The sequence below is a fragment of the Pseudovibrio denitrificans JCM 12308 genome, from assembly GCF_001310815.1.
Lineage (GTDB): Bacteria > Pseudomonadota > Alphaproteobacteria > Rhizobiales > Stappiaceae > Pseudovibrio > Pseudovibrio denitrificans.
The window spans coordinates 67,860-88,207 of record NZ_BAZK01000014.1 but is presented as its reverse complement, the minus strand read 5'-3'; the positions used below and the strand labels follow the sequence as shown (position 1 = coordinate 88,207).

The 20,348-nt window shown below is 53.8% G+C and carries 15 protein-coding genes and 4 pseudogenes; 9 read left to right on the top strand and 10 right to left on the bottom strand.

Features of this window, described 5'->3' with window-relative positions; all coding sequences use genetic code 11:
* Positions 1–4 precede the first annotated feature (4 nt).
* The 4 genes from JCM12308_RS18355 to JCM12308_RS18340 form a co-directional block, all read right to left on the bottom strand.
* Entirely contained in the window at positions 5–1,078 is a 1,074-nt protein-coding gene (locus tag JCM12308_RS18355) for a hypothetical protein (protein WP_054784695.1), read from the bottom strand.
* A complete protein-coding gene (locus JCM12308_RS18350) occupies positions 1,065–1,460 on the bottom strand; it encodes a DUF4383 domain-containing protein (protein WP_244271948.1) in 396 nt (131 codons plus the stop codon). Before JCM12308_RS18350 ends, JCM12308_RS18355 begins: the two co-directional genes overlap by 14 nt.
* Positions 1,461–1,481: 21 nt before the next feature.
* A complete protein-coding gene (locus tag JCM12308_RS18345; RefSeq protein ID WP_054784693.1) occupies positions 1,482–2,993 on the bottom strand; it encodes an FAD-binding oxidoreductase in 1,512 nt (503 codons plus the stop codon).
* A 113-nt stretch (positions 2,994–3,106) separates the two neighbouring features.
* On the bottom strand, positions 3,107–3,769 hold the full coding sequence (locus JCM12308_RS18340) for a DUF4386 family protein (RefSeq protein WP_054784692.1): 663 nt from the start codon (positions 3,767–3,769) through the stop codon (positions 3,107–3,109).
* Positions 3,770–4,097: 328 nt separating this feature from the next.
* Between JCM12308_RS18340 and JCM12308_RS18335 the strand changes: the two are divergent.
* Both JCM12308_RS18335 and JCM12308_RS18330 read left to right on the top strand, forming a co-directional pair.
* Positions 4,098–5,640 (top strand): annotated as a pseudogene (locus tag JCM12308_RS18335) (class I adenylate-forming enzyme family protein).
* Positions 5,640–6,143 carry a GNAT family N-acetyltransferase gene (locus JCM12308_RS18330; RefSeq protein WP_054784691.1) on the top strand — a complete coding sequence of 168 codons (504 nt, stop codon included), beginning with the start codon at positions 5,640–5,642 and terminating at the stop codon, positions 6,141–6,143. Before JCM12308_RS18335 ends, JCM12308_RS18330 begins: the two are co-directional and overlap by 1 nt.
* A gap of 148 nt (positions 6,144–6,291) precedes the next feature.
* Here the strand turns inward: JCM12308_RS18330 and JCM12308_RS18325 are convergent, their stop codons facing one another.
* The 3 genes from JCM12308_RS18325 to JCM12308_RS18315 form a co-directional block, all read right to left on the bottom strand.
* Entirely contained in the window at positions 6,292–7,569 is a 1,278-nt protein-coding gene (locus JCM12308_RS18325; RefSeq protein ID WP_083417119.1) for an NADH:flavin oxidoreductase/NADH oxidase family protein, read from the bottom strand.
* A gap of 173 nt (positions 7,570–7,742) precedes the next feature.
* Positions 7,743–8,729: a haloalkane dehalogenase gene (locus JCM12308_RS18320; protein WP_164845335.1), complete on the bottom strand. Its 987-nt coding sequence runs from the start codon at positions 8,727–8,729 to the stop codon at positions 7,743–7,745.
* Positions 8,730–8,764: 35 nt separating this feature from the next.
* On the bottom strand, positions 8,765–9,442 hold the full coding sequence (locus tag JCM12308_RS18315; protein WP_054784689.1) for a peroxiredoxin-like family protein: 678 nt from the start codon (positions 9,440–9,442) through the stop codon (positions 8,765–8,767).
* Between the two features lie 94 nt (positions 9,443–9,536).
* Between JCM12308_RS18315 and JCM12308_RS18310 the strand changes: the two genes are divergently transcribed.
* The gene (locus JCM12308_RS18310) at positions 9,537–10,139 is read left to right on the top strand and encodes a TetR/AcrR family transcriptional regulator (protein ID WP_054784688.1); all 603 of its coding nucleotides are present in this window, start codon (positions 9,537–9,539) and stop codon (positions 10,137–10,139) included.
* A gap of 186 nt (positions 10,140–10,325) precedes the next feature.
* On the opposite strand, the pseudogene JCM12308_RS18305 reads toward JCM12308_RS18310, so the two are convergent.
* The 3 genes and pseudogenes from JCM12308_RS18305 to JCM12308_RS18295 all read right to left on the bottom strand — a co-directional run bounded on the left by JCM12308_RS18305 (position 10,326) and on the right by JCM12308_RS18295 (position 14,436).
* Positions 10,326–12,163: pseudogene (locus JCM12308_RS18305) on the bottom strand (B12-binding domain-containing radical SAM protein).
* 291 nt (positions 12,164–12,454) lie between these two features.
* The gene (locus JCM12308_RS18300; protein WP_054784687.1) at positions 12,455–13,546 is read right to left on the bottom strand and encodes an ABC transporter ATP-binding protein; all 1,092 of its coding nucleotides are present in this window, start codon (positions 13,544–13,546) and stop codon (positions 12,455–12,457) included.
* An 83-nt stretch (positions 13,547–13,629) separates the two neighbouring features.
* Positions 13,630–14,436, bottom strand: coding sequence for an IclR family transcriptional regulator (locus JCM12308_RS18295; protein ID WP_054784686.1), 807 nt, complete (start codon positions 14,434–14,436; stop codon positions 13,630–13,632).
* A gap of 210 nt (positions 14,437–14,646) precedes the next feature.
* Between JCM12308_RS18295 and JCM12308_RS18290 the strand changes: the two are divergent.
* The 6 genes and pseudogenes from JCM12308_RS18290 to JCM12308_RS18265 all read left to right on the top strand — a co-directional run bounded on the left by JCM12308_RS18290 (position 14,647) and on the right by JCM12308_RS18265 (position 20,345).
* Positions 14,647–15,836 (top strand): annotated as a pseudogene (locus tag JCM12308_RS18290) (ABC transporter substrate-binding protein).
* A 246-nt stretch (positions 15,837–16,082) separates the two neighbouring features.
* Entirely contained in the window at positions 16,083–16,904 is an 822-nt protein-coding gene (locus JCM12308_RS18285) for a carbohydrate ABC transporter permease (RefSeq protein ID WP_008552779.1), read from the top strand.
* Between the two features lies 1 nt (position 16,905).
* Positions 16,906–17,752, top strand: a pseudogene (locus JCM12308_RS18280) (carbohydrate ABC transporter permease).
* A gap of 121 nt (positions 17,753–17,873) precedes the next feature.
* Positions 17,874–18,851 carry a 2-dehydro-3-deoxygalactonokinase gene (locus JCM12308_RS18275; protein ID WP_208609110.1) on the top strand — a complete coding sequence of 326 codons (978 nt, stop codon included), beginning with the start codon at positions 17,874–17,876 and terminating at the stop codon, positions 18,849–18,851.
* On the top strand, positions 18,838–19,476 hold the full coding sequence (locus JCM12308_RS18270; protein ID WP_054784685.1) for a 2-dehydro-3-deoxy-6-phosphogalactonate aldolase: 639 nt from the start codon (positions 18,838–18,840) through the stop codon (positions 19,474–19,476). Before JCM12308_RS18275 ends, JCM12308_RS18270 begins: the two co-directional genes overlap by 14 nt.
* The gene (locus tag JCM12308_RS18265; protein WP_054784684.1) at positions 19,473–20,345 is read left to right on the top strand and encodes an SMP-30/gluconolactonase/LRE family protein; all 873 of its coding nucleotides are present in this window, start codon (positions 19,473–19,475) and stop codon (positions 20,343–20,345) included. Before JCM12308_RS18270 ends, JCM12308_RS18265 begins: the two co-directional genes overlap by 4 nt.
* Positions 20,346–20,348 lie beyond the last annotated feature (3 nt).

Sequence of the window (20,348 nt, the reverse complement as noted above, 5' to 3'; positions counted from 1 at the left end):
CTCGCTAGTAGTCGTAGATGTGCTCAATGGTGATACCTTGCTGTTTCAGCTCATCGAGTGTGACGGAAAGGGCTGGAACCTTTGATTGAATGAGTAACCTTTGTTGATCCCCTGTATTCCGCTCTGTTTCGGAAAGGATTGCCGCTGCTGACAAGCTCGGGTTCTTGGCAGAACTCTGCTTCAAAACAGACATCAGAATATCATCATTGCCTGCAATCTCATGGAATAGGACGCCGTCTTTTGAAAGGCGCAGCGCGAGCTCTGTAAACTTGCGATACCGAGGTGTCTCGATGACAAACTTATCGCCAAGCTGCTGAACCACCTTGAGATCATACTCTGCAAGCACATCTGTACCATGGGAACTGCTGATGACGGACCGCATGGTCAGCTCGTCATGGCCAATCGTATCCACCGCCGCAGCAATGGCTTTGGCATACTGAGCTTTGGCCCACCACTCCAGGTTCAGCGCAAACCAGCGCTCCCAACTGCGCACCCCATCATTAGTTGCGGCTTGGTTGAGTTTTGCACGCGCATTGTCAAAATCGAACTTGTACCAGGGCGTCTGATGCAGGAACTTGGCGTACTCAGCTGAAATGCTGTACTCCAGCTGGTCCTGCAAAGAAGTGTTGTTCGAGCTGGTGATCGCTGCCAGTCGGCCCAGAGTTTCTTCATAGGCCGCTTTCATCAGCATCTCAAAAGAGAAACTGATGCCGATGGTGTAAATGGTGGCCTTGGTGTCAAACTGAGCTGCACCACGCGTATCCGCCTCACTTTTCAGCGCGCACAGACTGGACCAGAAACTGCCAATGGCGTTCAGATAGTTGAACTCATGCGGCATGCCGTTTTCTAGCGTTGTAGCGTAATCCTCATAGGCATAAACGATGTGCCATTCAGGATAAGTCAGAAACGTGCGGGCTTCCTCGCGTTTGTGAGCAGGCTCCAGAGTGCTTTGATAGGTATCGGCAATCTCGGCTGACGTGCAGGCCTGTTCCACATAAAGAACAGGTGCCGCAGCACCAATGCCGATCACCAGAAGCACACACAGGAGGCCGATGGAAAGCCGTTTAAGAAGCTTCACTTGGGCTCTCCTTCCCAATGCTGTTTCCGCCCCAAAAGCTTGCTGCCAAAGCAAAGCTGCCCAATGCAAAATGCGGCAGGTTGGCGAGTACTTTGAAGCCAAGCGGATAGGACTGGAAGCCAAGCGTAAAGATGCCAAAGTCCAGATAACCAGATCCGGTCAGCAGTCCCAAAACCGCATCAGCCAGATACAATGCCCCAAAGTAGCGCAGAAAAATCCGCGAGGCATTCTGCGAGATCAAAGCCGCGATTAACGCCCATAACGCACTGGCGGCATGAAGGCTGTCGTCAAACAGATCCAGCGCAAAAATTCCGAAAACATACCCGTTCTCATCCGGAATGCCGGGGATGTAGTTCAGTGAGGTGACAGCAAACAGGATCACGCATACGCAAATGCGACTTTTCTAAACATTCAAAGGCTCCTTTGCTGCCATGTACGTGTCCCAAAGCTGGTTGGTGAACCGCATCTGCGGATCGTACTTCTGCTTCAACTCGATGAACCTTTGATGGTTCGGATAGGATCTCTCAAACTGGTCCTGCGTGGCATGCAGGCGATAAGGCAGGTAGTAGGTACCGCCAATGGCGAGCGTACGCTCGATGAGGTCACGGGTCATCCGAGCCATATCCGCTTCCCCACGCTTTGACTTTTCCTGAGAGAACAGCATTACGGCTGCAATCCGGTCCGTTGGCGCAAAAGGCAACACACTTTGTGTGTCTTTGCGAACGTAGCGCAGAGTGATGTTGAGCAGCTCCTGATAGGAGGAGGGGATGACATCCTGACAAGCCTGCACAAACTCGGCAAACCGGGCTGGCTCAACAAAGTACTCATGCAAAATGTCGGTTCTGGTCGGGTCTTTATCATCCAGCGTAACAACGGGCTCATTGAGCAAGCTGTTGCGGGTGACAGGACCGCTGTTCAGGGAAGCCCCGATCCCGGTTTCAATCCCCCAGCGTACTTTCTTGATGCCCTCAGAGTTCAGCTGACCACGGAAAATATGCCGGGAGGCCTTGCTGATAAAACCGGAACCGCTCGCGGCTGGCAGGTCAGATTGATTGTCAGTCGGGCGATAAACGATCAGCATCGAGTCTTCAAAAAAGCGATCACTGTCCACGTTCATACGGCCATAAGCCATCTGAATGGAAGGATCTTCCGCCAACACCTGCTGCATGCGCAGGCCGTACTCAGCAGATGGCAACTCGATGAACTCTGGCTCCAATCGGCTGTTGGGAACCATATCCAGTTCCAACTCGGTGATGATGCCAAACAGCCCGTAACCACCCATCGCCGCGTTGAACAGCTCACTGTTCTGCGTAGGGCTGCAACGCTGCACTTGACCATCAGCAAGCAAGATTTCCAGCGAGCGAACCGTTGACCCACACCCGGAGAAGGGAACCGGCCAGCCATGCGCATTGACGGAAAATGTGCTGGCCACGCCAAAGTCGTTGTTGGATTGCATCACTGCAGGTGAAAAGCCGTTTTCATCCAGCTTTGAGATAACCTCATGCCACCGCACACCGCCTGAAACCGTATAGCTTTTGCGCTCCGGATGCAGCTCAATCGTTCCGCCATGCAGGGAGAGGGCCGCCCCGTTGGTAGGCAGAGACTGACCGCCCATGGAATGCCGGGCAACGCTCGCCATCACAGGATGGTTCTCATCTGCTGCCTGCTTCAGCTGTGCGGCCATCTCTTTGCGCAGCGCACCACTGGAAAGGCCAGAGAAGGTCTCGTGCTTCTTAACACTAACCTGCGTCAGCTCACCAGCATCGCTCAAAAGGGTGCCGGTTGTCTCGGATTGCGGCTCAATTGGAAAAGCGCCGCCATAGGAACGAGGGGAGGGTGAAAGAAAATGATAACCGGCAGCCCCTGCAAACGCGGCTCCCCCAAGAAGAAAAGCTCTTCTACTGATTTTACCCATAAATGCCTCAGCAATGATCAAATGAATATTCATCACAGGTAAGTGTTACCCGTTACAAATGCAACTAAGAGCTATTTGCAGATCATTGCTTCAGGCTGTAGGTGAGCAGCTTTCTAAGAGGAAGCCTCACCATGTCTGAGCAGATAAACACCTGCCCAGATGAACCAGATAATAAAGCCGAGGCCGAAGACGATACCGCCCGGCTCGCTCATACCCGGAACAACCGTGGCAATGCCAGCCAAACCGATGATCACGCCAAGCCAGCTCAGGCCCTTCGAGAGGCTGGAACCCCGCAGGCCTGCCCAGCACAGCAGCAGCACCCAAAGCCCACCGGTGATCTCGTTTCCACCACCAATGCCTTCTTGCACGTTGCTCAAGGTCGCCCACATCACCAGCGCTTCGTCATGGTCCAGCGCGTAAAGGGCAGAAACCTCGGCCAGAGAAATGTTGGCGAGCATGCCACTGGCCAGAACCAACCCGGCCCAGATCAACCCAAAAGCGGCGGCAACCTGCGAAAGGCCCGGCGTCGCTGCCTTTAGCCGATCATGCAGAGCAATCACCAGCACCACCAGAAACACTGCGTTGACGATGTAGATGATGAAGTTCCAGAGATACATAAGGCTCTGATTGGACACGATGAATGCCAGCAGGTTCGCATCACTGCCGTCTTCTCCAAAGCCCGCATCTGCCAGTAAAGTCGTTAAAAGAGCAAAGCCAATGATGTAGGTGGCCGCTTCAATAAGAGATGCTATTCCGCCAGCTTTTTGAAGGTTCATCACAGGCGTCCTTATAAAACCATGAGTTGAATTTATGCAGAACATGGGATGTTCTGAGCAACAAAGAGATGTAAAGTGCAGAAAACCGCAGCGTAAACTTGGAAATTGCGTTAAACAAGAGGCGTATACCCAGACTTGCAAAAAACTATAGTATGCGCATCTTGAAGTTTGAGTGAAGCTGCTAACCAAAGTTCGTCACCACGACGCTCCCAGACCAATAACAATACGTGAGTGAACAGTGCGTTATCGTCATGATCTGAAAGGCGATGAGACAGCGGCAGAAGGATTGCTTTTGAGGGAAGCAATCTGATTTGAGGGGGGAGACCGAATGAACCTGGCAGAGTGGCTGGCCCGTACAGCCAGAATAACACCGGACGCACCTGCGCTCTTTCATGGAACGCAGCAGATGGCAACCTATGGCGAGTTTGGCGCACGCTCTGCAGCCATCGCCGGTGCGTTGCAGCGGGACTACGGTGTGGCCAGAGGCGACCGCGTTGCCATCTTCATGAAAAACCGCACGGAGTATCTGGAAGCCAGCTACGGCATCTGGTGGTCTGGTGCCGCAGCAATCCCGATCAACGCAAAGCTACACCCAAAGGAAGCCGCGTGGATCATTGAGAACGCGCAGGCCACAGCCGTCTTCATCTCTGATGATGTGGGCGAGGATCTGATCAGGGAGATCGATCAGACCAATACCAAAGTCATCTCGGTAGATCAGGATAGCTTCCAGCACATGCTCAAGGCTGAGCCGTTGGCCGAGCCAGTTCCGATCGACGCGCAGGACATGGTCTGGCTGTTCTACACCTCCGGCACCACAGGCCGCCCGAAAGGTGATGATGTCCTCGCAAAACATCCAGAGCATGATGTTCGGCTACTATGCAGGCATCGGCACGCCCACGCACGAAGACGCCACGCTTTACGCAGCTCCCATGTCTCATGGTGCAGGGATTTACAGCTTCATGCACGTTGTGGCCGGTGGCAGACACGTCTGTCCGGTCTCAGGCGGATTTGACGCAGCCGAGATTTTGGAAATCGCTCCAAAAATCGGCAGGATTGCTATGTTCGCGGCCCCCACAATGGTGCACAGGCTGGTGGAAGTTGCCAAAGCCACAGGTGCGACGGGCGAGGGGTTGGACACCATCATCTACGCCGGCGGGCCTATGTATTTCGCCGATATCGTTGAAGCCGTTGACGTTCTTGGCCCGCGCTTCGCGCAGATCTACGGGCAGGGCGAATGCCCCATGGCCATCACCGTGCTGAGCCGTGAGCAGGTGTGCGACAGAAAACATCCCCGATGGCAAGAAAGATTGAAGTCAGTTGGGGTAGCTCAAGTCGCGTCTCGTGTCCGTGTGGTAGGAGAGGACATGAAAGACCTGCCCAATGGTGAGATTGGCGAGATTGTCGTGTCCGGTTCAGCAGTCATGCTGGGCTATTGGAACAATGAGGACGCAACGGCATCCACGATCATCGATGGCTGGTTGAAAACAGGCGACATGGGTGCGCTGGATGAGGATGGGTTCCTCACCATGCACGACCGCTCGAAGGATATGATCATCTCGGGCGGATCCAACATCTATCCTCGCGAAGTGGAAGAGATTCTGCTGATGCATCCGGATGTATCTGAAGTCGCAGTAGTCGGTCGGTTCCATGAAGAGTGGGGCGAAGAGGTGGTGGCTATCATCTCTCCAGAAAAGGGAAAGACCGTTGATTTCGCAGAGCTCGACCAGCTCTGCATTGACAACATCGCGCGTTTCAAGCGTCCGAAGCAGTACATCGCTATGGAGCAGTTGCCGAAGAACAATTACGGCAAGATCCTGAAGCGAGACTTGCGGGAGATGCTGAAGGGACCGGAGAAAGGTGGATCAGTCTGATGAAGACCTTTGAAATTCGTAGTGCTCGCTCAAAAGATATCTCGCAGATCGGAACAGTCGGTCTGGCCTCATGGAAACGGGGCATCGGCCCCCACGTGCCGCAGGTGGCACACGACACCATGAGCAAAGCGTCCTTCACGGATTTTGCAAGTGCCTGTCTGGATCAGATTGTGGTGGCCGTGAAAGAAGACCGCGTGCTCGGCTTTGCAGCAACAGAGCACGCCGACAACTTCATCACCGACCTCTGGATCGACCCGGACTACGAAAGCAGCGGACTGGGCACCGCACTGGTAGAAGAAGCCGAACGCCGCATCGCGGCCCGCGGCTACCACACCGCAGAAATCTCGGTCCTCATCCAGAACGACCGGGCCCTGGGCCTCTATCACCACATGAAGTACGAGGACGTGTTCGAGGCAACCAAATTCGACGAAGACCTCAACTGCGAAATCACCTACATCCGCCTCCGCAAACACCTCCCCTTCTACGCCGAAGAAATCGCCTGAGGAGAGCCCTCAGGCGTGTCGCTGGCAATGTGAGAGGAGCCTGTTGCTGCTAGGCGTAGCACTATCAGTCTTCAGCTGCAGATTGCCCCCAAAGCATAAGAAAACCCGGCCTTCACAGAATTAGGCTGGGTTTCTTATAAACGTGTTTTTATGCGCGGAGTTTTCTGAAGGCGTAGATGCCCTGGTTCAGGAAGCTTCTGACAATGGAAATCCACTCACTGGTGTTTGGATTTGTCTTCTTGCCTTTGCTGATCCTGACGATCTGGGTCACATACCAGCTCAGGTTCAGGACTGTTGCCTGATCCAGGGCCGGGAAGCCTGTTGTCAGGGCGCGCAGTTTGATGCTGTAGTTTTCATTGGCCATCGCTCGTTTGGGCATGTCAGGCTGAACCGTCATCGGGCGGGCAACGCCAATCAAGTCCGTTGCACCAGATGCCAGCGCATCATTCATGCCTTTGGTGGAGCGGAAACCACCGGTAACCACGAGAGGCACATTGCTCATCTTACGGGCCTGTTCTGCATACTTCAGGAAGTAAGCTTCACGCCTACGTGTGCTTTCTTTTTGTGTGCCGCCGTCTGCCATCGCCATGGACTCGTAGGTGCCGCCGGAGATCTCAATCAGATCCATGCCGACTTCATCGAGCTTCACAATCACTTGCATGGACTCTTTTTCAGTGAAGCCGCCTTTGGCAAAGTCTGCAGAGTTGAGCTTAATCCCGATCGGAAACTCGTCTCCAACTTCTTTGCGGATGGCGTAATACACTTCCAGCAGGAAGCGCATGCGATTTTCCAAGGAACCGCCCCACTTGTCGCCGCGCTGATTGTGGCGGGTGGAGAGGAACTGATTGATCAGATAACCATGGGCACCATGGATCTGTACGCCAGTAAACCCCTGCTCCTTGGCAAGACGGGCACTGCGGGCGAACTGACCGATGATCTTGTAGATCTCAGCTTCTTTCAAAGCACGCGGCTTTTCAAAGTGCTTTTGCAGATCACCTTCAAAAGGGATTGCTGAGGGTGCGACAGGATGTTTTTGAATGAAGTTTGGCACCTGCTTTCCCGGGTGGTTGAGCTGCGCCCAGATCTGGGTGTTGTTGGAAGAGCCTGCTCGTGCCCATTCCCGGAACAGAGACAGATCGCTTTCCTCATCCAGAACCACATTCATGGGTTCACCTAAGTGATGGCGGTCGATCATCAGGTTGCCGGTTACAAGCAAACCTGCACCGCCTTCGGCCCATGTTTTATACAGGGTCACCAACCCAGGCTTGGGGTTGTGGTGTTTGTCGGCAAGTTGCTCGGCCATTGCTGCCTTGAAGAACCTGTTCTTCAGTGTCACGCCGTTGCGAAGCATGAACGCACTGCCGATTTTCGCTGGGGCTGTTACTGTTGTGATTGCCTCAGGAATGTTTGTCTCTGCTCGTTTCATTGATCTGTTTCCTTCTTGTTTCAATAATCCGGAGCTGATTTGAGGGGCTCTCACTCTGCGTTGGGGACGTCAGAGCGAGAGCAGTCGAGCATGTGAGAAGGCTTCCTTTGCACGTTGGCGCGTTGGTTATCGCGTCCATGAGAACGGCAGCCTTACACTTTGCTCAGATGCGCCTAGTTGCGGCGCATCCAGTCAAAGACTGCACGTGAGATCGCTTCAGGCTGATCTTCCTGAATGAAGTGCAGACCTGCGCCGACAAAAGAAGTTTCGATGTTCTGGACTTTCTCCACGTACCAAGGCACGGCTGATGGCGGGATGGCGACACCTGGAGAGGCATAAAGCAACAGCACAGGCATTTCCGTGGTGCCCATAAACTCGGTGATACCGTTCAATACGCTCACCATTTCAGCGGGTTCGCCTGCGATTGGCACTTGTCTTGGCCATTCAAGAAGTGGCTTGCGGCTTTTCTCAGTGGCATAAGGAGACAGGTACTCCTGCATAGCCTGCTCACCCAACGGACGCATGACGTGCCGTGGCAGAACTTTTTCGACAAAGACGTTCTGCTCGATCACCAGCTGATGGCCCAGATCTGGGTCTTTAAAGGCTTTAAAGGTTCCGCCGAGCTCTTCTCCCAGCACTTCAAAACTCTTCGCGGGGAATGTTGGTGGCAGAACACCTTCCATAAAGGCCAGACGAACCACCTTCTCCGGATTGTTGCGAGCATATTCCCACGCGATGACTGTTCCCCAGTCATGGGCAACGAGCGTTACTTCATCGAGCGCCATTTCCTGCATGAAGGCTTCAAAGTAGCGGTACTGATCCTTGAAGCTGTAATCGAGATCCGGCTTATCAGAGTGGCCCATGCCGATCAGGTCAACGGCAATGGTTCTGGAGTTGGTTGAGATCATCGGCATTACGTTGCGCCACAGGTAAGATGAGGTTGGGTTGCCGTGAACAAAGACCACTGGAGCGCCAGTGCCTTTTTCTAGGTAAGCCATCTGACTGCCCAGCACTTCAACCTTTTTGCGCTCAATGGACAGGGTCTCACTAATCGCAGGTGCCGCAGTTGATGAGAGTTCATTTGTGTTGCTGGCGACAGCTTGCACTGATGCGACAGTCATGAAAGACGCGGCTGCGAGGAGTACGGAAAGCGGTTTCATTTTTGCCTCGTTTGAAAGAGTGAGGGCCAAGGCCATTAAGAGAGTTGCGCGATTGCTTTAAGGATGTCGTCAACTTCAGCGCGCTTGCGGTAGTTGTTGGGAACAAAGGCCCAGGTGATCTTTCCTGATTGGTCGATCACATAAGTCGCAGGATCGGGGAACGCATAGCGGTCGTTGCCGGTCAAAGCCTCAACGTCGATGTTGAAGTTCTGTAGAAGGTCCTGATGCACCTTTGGCAAGTTGAACTGCAGACCGAACTTTTCGGAGAGGTCGCCGCCGTCATCGAACAAAACGTCAAAGTCTGTTGCCTCTGGGGCCATATCGGTGAAGTCTTCCGGAGCACCGCCATCCTTCAGGATCTGAAGGGCATCTGGTTTTTCCGGTGTCACTGCCACCAGTTTGGCACCTGTGGCTTCGATGTCAGCCAGACGGTCGTTGTAGGCTTTCAGCTGCAGATTACAGAACGGGCACCACAGACCACGATAGAATGTGAGGACCAGCGGACCTTGTGCGAGATAATCCGCCAGCTTGCGCAGGTCGCCATTCTGGTTTGTCAGTGAGAAATCCGGAACCGAAGCTCCTACATTCAGTGCTTTCCCAATGATGTCCAATGCGCTGATTTCGCCTGCACCCTGTTCAATTTTTGCAGCCAGTTCTGCCGGAAGGGCCTCTCTGAACTGCTGAATGGTGTCACGAATTTGCTGGTTCAGCATTGTGAGCTCCTATTTTGTTCACTGATGTACAAAATAGAGATTTATCTTGAATTGTCCACCCCTGTACAGTAAATTTTTTGAACGAGGTATTGATATGGGCAGAGCCAAAGCATTTGACCGCGATGAAGCGGTGCGCACAGTGATGAATGAAATCTGGCGGAACGGGTATGATGCCTCTTCCGTCAAAGCGCTTTCCGAGAAGCTAGGAATTACGCGATCGAGTTTTTACAACTCCTTCGGAACTCGGGAGGATCTCTTCAAAGAGGTCATGGGACTGTATTCAACGGAAACGCCAGACCGTACGCTGAATAACATCAAGGAAGATGGTGAGGTCTTGCGTGAGATCTGCCTGATGTTCAAAGCAGTCTGCGAGGTGCGGGCGCGCGATCCGGAGCACCGCGGGTGTCTGGCGATCAACAGTCTTTCCGAACTGACCGGAAGACATGACGAGCTGAGCTCCGTTGTCAGCGATATGGTGCAGTTCAGTCTGGATCGGTTTGAACGACTGTTGCTTCAGGCAGAAAAGAGGGGAGAGCTGGTATTGGAAGACCGGGCAGCCACAGCTCTCGCCCTGCAAAACCTGCTGATCGGCACCAACATGACCTCCAAAGTCATTCACGACAGCCAACCCCTCTGGCAAGCCGTCCGGCTCACACTAGAAGGATTAGGCGTCTACAAAGCGTCTTTTGATTTGTGATGAACTGAGCGGCCACCATCTTGAGCTTCGAGAGGTGGCCCTCGCATTCATCAGGTGCGCCATCGCAACCAAAAACAGCATCACTCGGCTGTCTGGCTATACACCTGATTTTTCACGAAGGCACCGTATGCATTTCTAATTTTCTGCGGTGTAGCGAACGTTGGTTTCTGCCCGCAACCCACCAAATCAATTGTACTGCGCACCGACCTTTTTCGCGGCTACCCGATCCCGCAGGGCTTGTGCTTTTTTCTTCTTCTCGACGGCGGCTTCTCCTCCGGCAGTGTCTTTGTAAAGGCGTAGGCCTTCTTCTTCTTCATCGCTGCTTTTTTGCAGGGCTGTATCGGTGTAACTCTTGCGGTCAGGTGCTTTGAGAAGCTTGTAATAGAGCCAATAGTAGCGAGAGCCTTCCTTCAGGTAGCTCAAGGATTTGCTGATGATCTCAGTAAAGTACTTGGAATAAAAAGCGAAAGGATTTTCCAGTGGCAGAGAGCTGCGTCTGTCTTTTCGGTACTTCAGGCGGAAGAAGCCGCCTTCCAGAGGGTGAACACCCTCCAGCTTCACCATGAGATAGAAAAACAGCATCAAAAAGAGCTTGTTACTTGGCCGCCCCTTAGGGTGTGTTGCCGCTCTTCGCAGAACAGTCTCAATATGCTCTGGAGAGTAATAGGTCATCCACGCTTCCAGATACACATTCTCCCATTCCTCATCACTCATCTTGTCATGATGGGCGACCCGGTGGTTCAGGTCGTACTTGTTGAGGTCTTCGTCCATCCATATGTTTTTACGATATAAATTCAGATGGTCCTCAGAACCGGGAAGGGGTGTCAGATAGAAGAACTCCAGCAGATCCAGCGGCAGTTCTTTCTTGATAATCTCGATATCCCGCAGGATGCTTTCGCGGGTATCTGAAGGAAAACCAAGGATATAGCCTGCATATGTTGTTGCGCCGTGAGCCCGCCATTCCTGCAACATCTCGCGATATTCAGTGATCTTGTTCTGGCGCTTCTTTGCCGCGAGCAGGTTGTCTGGATTGATGTTCTCCAGTCCAATAAAGACCCGGGTTACACCCGCCGCACACGCCTTTTCAATGAACCGGTCAATGCGATGGCACAGGGTATCAACCTGAATGATGAATTTGATATTGAACCCATGGTTTTGGCGAAGATCGATGATGCGATCAAACAGCGCTTCCCAATCCTTGTTCCGCGCAAAGTTATCGTCGGTGATGAAGAACCGGTTGATCCCCTGCGCGTAGTTGCGGCGAATAATACGCTCAACGTCATCGGCTGATCGACTGCGGCTCTTGCGGCCTTGAACGTTGATGATGGTGCAGAAGGAACATTGATAGGGGCACCCACGCCCCAGATCGAAAGAGGAGTGGATCCAGCCGTCCGGATGATATGCTTTTGCGGCAAAATCGGATCGGGCTGACTATCCAAATTCGGCAGATCATTCATGAAGTTGTAGAGCGGCTTCAAAGTACCATGCAGTGCATCTTCTAAAACTTCATCCAACCGCTGGTTTTCTGCTTCACCTGCAAAAAACGAGATGCCCTCATTTTGCGCGTCGACAATCTGCTGCGGAATCTCAGGAAGCATGGAAACGCAGCCTGAAATGTGAAAGCCGCCGATGCACACCTGAATATCAAGCGCCCTGAACTGGCGCGCCAGATCCAGCGCTCGTGGAAACTGGTTGGACTGTACGCCCGCCAATGCGATCAAGGCGCTGCCGCCATCCTTGCGTACCATTTTGGCGATACGTTCAGGCTTCACCCGCCTGTTCGTTTCATCATAACTGTGAAGCTTCAGCTCCACGCCATCACCCAGCACGTTCCTGTTCTGGCAATCTTCGGCCAGACCATAAAGGCAGGCAAGCGTGTTGGAAGGAATGGCAGAACGGAGCCACTGAATGGGATAGCCCTCATCATCGTAATGCGTGGGCTTGATGATTATGAAGTGAAACTTGCTGGGCTTCCCTTGGACGTCTGCCCGTGTTTTTCTGCCAACATCATAATGAATGCCCATAAGTTATTGCCTTTATAACGCAGAAAAGACGGGCACCAAGCTATGTTCTAGCGCCATCCAGAAAGAGTACTCTGCGTAAACTAAGGCATTTTATTGGTCAGGGAGCCATTCAAATTTGGAGTAACCCAATAGAATGAAAAGGCTATTTTATAAATAGCCTATACTTTTCAATGAGTACTGAGAAACTACTCGAATATTCGTAACTCATAATCCGCGGGATGCTTATGCACGCCGCCCTGAGGTTTTCCCTCCAGCTGTTCAAAACAAGAGCGACAGCGAGCCTCACTGCAATCAGCGCAGGCGCTCACCGTCGGGTTTGAACAGCAAGGCCCGTGAGGCGGGCAAGGTCAGCCGCAGAGTGTCGCTGTTCTGCTCAAGGCGGTTGCCGCGGCTTTCGGCGATCACCTGCACGCCGTCCGGCAGGGTGCAGTAGGCGTAGCTGGTTTCGCCAAGGTTCTCGACCAGCGACACACTCACATCGGCATCAACACCACCATCACTGTCACCAACCACAAAGTGCTCCGGGCGAATGCCCACGGTCAGTACGGCGTCTTCCATCACAGCAGACGTGATCCCCGGCACCAACAGAGTTTGCCCCTCAAAACCGGATACGGAAATCTCAAGCCCGGCATCCGTTGAGCGAACGGCCTTGCCCCTCAGGAAGTTCATCTTCGGCGAGCCGATAAAGCCGGCCACGAACTGGTTTGCCGGATCATCATAAAGCTCCAGCGGCTTGCCCACCTGCCGGATGTATCCACCTTCCAGCACCACGATCTTGTCCGCCAGCGTCATGGCCTCCACCTGATCGTGGGTCACGTAGATCATGGTGGCGTCCACTTCCTTGTGCAGCTTGGCAAGTTCAATACGCATCTGCACGCGCAGCTCTGCATCCAGGTTGGAAAGCGGTTCGTCAAACAGGAACACCTTCGGATCGCGCACAATCGCTCGCCCAATCGCCACACGCTGTCGCTGCCCACCAGAAAGCGCTTTCGGGTGCCGGGCCAGATACTCTTCCAGCTTCAGAATACGCGCCGCTTCATCCACCCGCCGCTTGATCTCATCCTTGGGATGGCCGGTCATCTTCAGGCCAAAGCCCATATTTTCAGCAACGGTCATGTGCGGGTACAGCGCATAGCTCTGGAACACCATGGCAATACCGCGCTGAGAAGGATCGATGTCGGTCACATCCTCGTCCGCAATATGGATGGTTCCGCTGCTGCTGGTCTCGAGCCCGGCAATGGTCCGCAGCAAGGTGGATTTTCCGCAGCCGGAAGGGCCAACGAACACGACAAACTCGCCGTCCTCAATGTCCAGATCCACGCCATGGATCACCTGCGTGTCGCCATAACTCTTCTTTAGATCGCGCAACACAACTGCGGTCATCGGTTCCCCTCCCGGAATATGTCTTCAATATCGGCGCGGAGGCCTCCCAAAGCCCTGCACGCAATAGGATTTAAGTCATGAAATCAAACTCCCAGCGCAATCTGGGCATTCTCTGAAATCTCTTGAACCGCCACTGTCATGGCGGGCAAATACGTCTCGACCATCTTGTCCAATGAGGTCACATAGGTCGTGCTGGTCACGGAAAGCGCACCAATCGGCTCCCCGCGTTTGTTCAGGATCGGCAAGGCCACGCAGATGATGGTGTCCTCATGCTCCTCATCATCAAACGCATGTCCGCGCTGACGAATGCGGGCCAGCTCATCACGCAGCATCTTCTCGTTCACAAACGTCTTGGCTGTATGCCGCTGGAAGGATTGCGCACGGATGGCTTCTGCCAGCCGCGCCTCAGGCAAAGCCGAAAGCATCGCTTTGCCAACGCCGGTGCAATAAGCAGGGCCAATCTTGCCCGGGCTGGAGAACATGGAAACGCTGCGCGGCGGCAACCGCTTGTCCACGTACAGCACCTGATTGTTGTCCAGCACCGCCAGATGGATGGTCTCCGGTATCTGTGCGCTCAAGTGGTCAAGGCTGTCCCGTGCCACACTGGCAAGGCTCGCCCGGCTCCAGGCGGAATGGGCCAGTCGCAACACCCGCATGCCGATGGAATAGGTCTGATGCACTTCATCATGAACCAGCATGCCTTCCTTCACCAACTGTCGCAATTGACGATGCAAGGTGGCCCGGCTCAGCGGCAAGGCATTCAAAAGCTCTACGAACCGTGGGGGTGATTCTGCCAGCGCAACCGCGTCCAGCACCACCAGTGCCTTGGAAATGGGGCTGGTGAGGTCCTGTTCGGTTTCCTCAGAGATACTCAGGGTTTGTGCGCCCATTTCCTGTTGTTTCCTTACCCGTTCCGGAAATCTGCAATTTTCATACAGATCCCTTCCTAGTTCCTTTGGTTGACAATTATGCACTAGCACGTAACTATTTCAATGGTCAAAACAAAGTTTCATTCAGTGGAACTTTTATCTTGGCGATATTGGGAGGTTTAGGTGTTTAATTTTAGCAAAGTAGCTGCGGGCGGTTTCGCTGCAGCGTTTATGATTTCAAGTTCCGCATATGCCGCTGGCGATCTGATCATCAATCTCGACCAGACGGATCCGGCTCCAAAAAAAGCATTTGAAGACATCGTGGCTGGCTTCTCCAAGGAGAACCCGGAGGTGAACGTCATCGTCAACACGATGCATAAGGAGGGCTATAAAACCTCCATTCGCAACTTCCTCACAGCAGACGCACCGGATCTGGCAACATGGTACGCGGGCAACCGCATGGCACCATTCGTCAATGCCGGTCTGTTTGAAGACGTCACCGATGTCTGGGAAGAAAATGGTCTGAACGAGCAGCTGAAATCAGCCGCAGCATCCATGACCATAGATGGCAAGAAGTGGGGTGTGCCTTACACCTACTATCAGTGGGGCATCTACTACCGCAAAGATATCTTCGAAGAGCAGGGCATTGCTGTTCCAACCAACTGGGACGAGCTGGTTGCAGCATCCGCCAAACTTAAAGAAGCAGGCATCACGCCATTCACCATCGGCACCAAAGCTCTTTGGCCAACCGGCGGCTGGTTTGATTACATGAACTTGCGCGTCAACGGCTATGAGTTCCACATGGACCTCACATCAGGCAAGGTGGCTTACACTGATGACCGCGTGAAAGCGGTGTTCGACAAGTGGTCTGAGCTGGTCAAGCCTGGCTACTACAACACCAACCACCCGGCGCTGGACTGGCAGGATGCCGTGCCAAACCTCGTACAGGGCAAAGCCGCCATGTACCTGATGGGTAACTTCGCGGTGGACGTGTTTAAAAACGGTGGCCTGAAGGAAGAGCAGATCGGCTTCATGCAGTTCCCGGAAATCACTCCGGGCATTCCTATGGCTGAAGATGCACCAACGGACACCATTCACATTCCTGCAAAAGCCAAAAACAAAGAGGATGCCAAGAAGTTCCTCGCGTACATGGCACGCGCAGATGTCCAGACAGCAACCAACATCACACTTGGTCAGCTGCCGGTAAACTCCGGTGCAGAGCGTCCTGAAGAGCGCATCCTGCAGCAGGGCTTTGACATGCTCTCCAACGCCTACGCGCTGGCACAGTTCTATGACCGTGATGCTCCGGCAGAAATGGCCAAGGCTGGCATGGAAGCTTCCAGGAGTTCATGGTGAAACCAGACCGTGCTGACGCCATTCTCAAGCGTCTCGAGAAGATCCGCACCCGCGTTTACAAGTAGTAGGAAAGCGGAATTTATACGTAGGGTGGCGGAAGAATTCGCCACCCTATGCTCTAGGAATGGATAGAGCAGAAGCACAAAACCTTCTGCAGGGGGACATCAATGAGCGAGCAGGCCTTGGCACCTGCCTCACCGGGAAACAGACCACCTATTTCATCGGGCGGGCGTGCCAGAACCAGATCATCAAAGTGGATTGCCAATCAACGCAAGCTTGCACCCTGGCTCTTTCTCGTGCCCGGGGTTCTGATGTTTTTGGTCTATGTGATTGCGCCTATCGGCCAGTCCATAGCCATCAGTTTTTATGATTGGGACGGCATCGGCGCCAAAACCTTCATCGGCATCGAAAACTATATCGAGCTGTGGGATGATGAGGCGTTCTACACGTCCCTTTACAACAACGTTTTATGGCTTGTGCTTTACATGCTGGCAGTGCCTGCAGGGCTGATGATTGCGATTTTCCTCAATCAGACAGTCACTGGCATTCGCATCTACAAGTCTTTGTTCTTCTTCCCGTTTGTGATCAGCCAGATCGTGGTGGGCCTCATTTTTTCATGGTTCTATGCCCCCAACTTTGGCCTGTTCACCAAGTTGTTGGAGTTCCTCGGGTTTGAGGGCATCGCTGTCCTTGCTGATGAGCGCTTCGTCACCTACGGCATCATCGCTGCTGGTCTCTGGCCGCAGATCGCGTATTGCATGATCCTGTATCTCACCGGCCTCAACAACGTCTCGCCAGACCAGATTGAAGCGGCACGTTTGGATGGTGCCAAAGGCTGGAAGATGCTGTGGTACGTCATCATCCCGCAGCTGCGCCCGGCCACCTTCATCGCCGTCGTGGTGACCATCATCGGCGCACTGCGTTCGTTTGATCTGGTCTCCATCATGACCAGCGGCGGGCCCTACGGTTCAAGCCGCGTTCTCTCCTATTACATGTATGAGCAAGCGCTGTCCGAGTATGGCTTCCGCATGGGCTACGGCGCCTCCATCGCCGTTGTGCTCTTCGCCATCATGATGGTGTTCATCACGCTCTTCATCGTGCGCATGCTGAAAGACGAAAGGGAGGGCTACTAAGATGTTTCCAACTCCCGTCGCAAATGCGTCCGCACCAACCGTGTTGCCTACAAGGTGGCTTTGCCAGTCTCATTGCTGGTCTGGCTCCTGCCACTGATCGGCGTCATGGTCACCTCCATTCGCCCCGGCTCAGATCTGGCCATGGGCAACTACTTCGGTGTGCCGTCCTCGTTTGAACTCGGCAACTATCTGACCGTTTTCCAGAACACGCCCATGGGCCTGTTCATTCTGAACTCGTTCAAGGTCACCATTCCAACAGTGATTGGGGCCATTGCTCTGTCGTGCCTGACTGGCTATGCGCTGGCAACTTACAAGTTCAAAGCCAATCTCTGGCTGTTCTTTATGTTCGTGGCCGGCAACTTTGTCCCGTTCCAGATCCTCATGGTCCCGGTTCGGATCTCACGCTGAAGATGGGCCTCTACGATACCGTGACAGGTCTGGTGCTCTTTCACGTGGCCTTCCAGACAGGCTTCTGCACGCTGTTCATGCGCAACTTCATCAAGGCCCTGCCAAGTGAGCTGATCGAAGCAGCCCGTGTCGAGGGCGTCTCAGAACTGCGGATCTTCTGGTACGTGGTGCTGCCGCTCATGCGCCCAGCCATCGCGGCACTGTCTGTGCTCATCTTCACGTTCATCTGGAACGACTTCTTCTGGGCCACCGTTCTGGTGCAGGGCACACACGCCATGCCAGTCACCGGTGGTATCATCTCGCTCAATGGCCAATGGGTCGCGCAATGGCATCTGGTCTCCGCCGGATCTGTCGTTGCAGCCATGCCTCCGGTCATCATGTTCTTCCTCATGCAAAAGCACTTCATTGCAGGGCTAACGCTGGGGGCGACCAAGGGCTAACCAAATACCGGAAGCAGGTTTGCCCCAAGCAACCCTGCTTCCAAAACATCCATCAATGCCAAAGGCGCCAGAAAAAGTGCCTGAAGCTAATAATAAACATAAAAGGGAACAGGGGGCATAAGTGAACCAAGTGGCATCGCCAAATAACGACCTCCGTCAGATCACAACTGCAGGCAGCTGGGTCGCCGTGGATTGGGGGACCTCCAGTCTTCGGGCATGGCTGATTGACGAAAACGGAGTAACGCAAAACAGCGCAAAATCAACGCAAGGCGCTGGAACGCTGCAACCTTCTGAATTTGAAGGAGTTTTGCTGGACCTGATCGGGGACTGGCTACATAGCAACGCAAAACCAACGCAAGTGTTCATTTGCGGTATGGCTGGCAGTCGTCAGGGCTGGGTGGAGGCGGAGTATGTGCCTGTGCCAACCAAACTGACAGAACTGCACCAGCATCTGGTTTCGCCCAAAACAGGTAATGCCCGTATTCTGCCGTTCATAGTGCCCGGTCTCTGCCAAAAATCAGAGCAGCACCCGGATGTTATGCGCGGTGAGGAAACCCTGCTGCTCGGCATTCTGGATGAGTTATCCGACAAATCCGGCGTCTTTTGCCTACCCGGCACCCACAGCAAATGGGTGGAGATGGAAAAGGGGACAGTTGCCCGTACTTCCACCTTTTTAAGCGGCGAGTTATTCGCCCTCATCGCCAAGCAGTCCATTTTGCGTCACTCGCTAGAGACTGAGGCAGAGCTGGACAAGGATGTTTTCCTCGCCACGCTGGATCAGCTGAAAAGTCAGGAAGCTACATTGCTCGGCAACCTGTTTGGCCTACGCGCCGGACAGCTGCTCAACAACACCAGCCCGCAAGCTGGCGCTTCCAAACTCTCCGCACTTGTTATCGGAACAGAGCTTCTCGACATGCTCGCCAAGTGCGGGGACAATCCACCCAAGCAAGTCCACCTTGTTGGTGGCAGCAAACTCGCTCAAAATTACGCGCTGGCCCTGCAACATCTCGGCATCACGCCAATCCTCCACGATGCAGACAAAGCCGCGCTCAAAGGACTTTCCGCCGTCAGACAAGGGGCACTCAATGACAACAGCTAAACAAACACCAGAGCGCAACCTCATGGCTATCCTCCGCGGAGTGCAGCCACATGAGATTCTGGATATTGTGGAAGTGCTTATAGAAGCTGGCTTTTCACAGATCGAGGTGCCGCTCAACTCCCCAGACGCCCTCAAATCTATCACCATGGCGCAGGACAAGTTCGGCAAGTTATCCGCCATCGGTGCGGGGACAGTTCTCACCGCAGAGCAGGTCAAACAGGTCCGCGCAGCAGGCGGAACCTTCATCGTCTCTCCCAACTACGATGAAGACGTTATCCGCACCACCAAAGCGGAAGGCATGGCATCCTACCCGGGCGTTCTCACCCCAACCGAATGCTTCGCAGCGCTAAAGGCGGGCGCCGATGCGCTCAAGATATTCCCGGCGTTTCAGGTGGGCGTAAAGGGCATTCAGGCTGTACGCGCCGTGCTGCCAAAAGAGACGCTGGTCTATGCAGTTGGCGGTGTCGGTCCTGCCGAGTTCGCCCAGTATGTGGACGCAGGCTGCCAGGGCTTTGGCATGGCAAGCAACCTCTACAAGCCGGGGCACACCGCCACGCAGGTTGCTGAGAATGCAAAGGAAATGGTAGCAGCCTACGATGCGCTCAAACTCGGAGAGAGTGCATGAGCGAGCCCTATGTTTTCGCTAAAACAGAATGCAGCTTAGGGGAGGGCCCTCTTTGGAGTGCCCGCCACGATGCTCTGTTCTGGGTGGACATCAACAATCATCTGGTGCTGAAAAAGGGCATAACTGGCGACCTCGAAACATGGAAGTTCGACGAACCGGTCTCCGCCTTTGCGCAGATCCCGGATAGCGATGACTTCATGTTATCCTCTGCAACAGGTCTGTATCGCTGGTCTCCGGGCACCCACACCCGCAACCTTATCCTCCCTGTCGAGGACCAAAACCCCGTCACCCGCTCCAACGACGCCCGCACCGACCGCACCGGCGGTTTCTGGATTTCCTCCATGGGCCGAAAAGCAGAAAAAGGCGCAGGCAGCCTTTATCGCTTTTTCAAAGGGGAATTAGCGAAGGTCGCTGGGGACATTACAATCCCGAATTCCCTTTGTTTTTCACCAGATGGGAGCACTGCGTACTTTTCAGACACGGTGACATCTCAGATCATCAAATGGTCACTAAATGCGCAAAGTGGCCTGCCAGAAGGGCCCGCGGAGGTATTTGCCGATATCTCCGGGACAGGATTTGGCCCCGACGGTTCCGTGGTTGATGCTGAGGGATATCTCTGGAACGCTCAATGGGGCGGATACAGAGTCGTCCGCTACAAACCTGACGGAATGGTGGATCGCATAGTTGAGATTGACGCAAGTCAGGCTTCTTGTCCTGCGTTTGGTGGGGCTGACTACAAAACGCTGTTTATTACCACGGCTCGCGAAAACCTGAGCGAGGAACAGCTGGCGAAAGAGCCGCTTGCTGGTTCGGTTTTTGCGGTCTCTATTGATACTCCAGGTCTGCCAGACCTAGAACTACAAATGTGATCT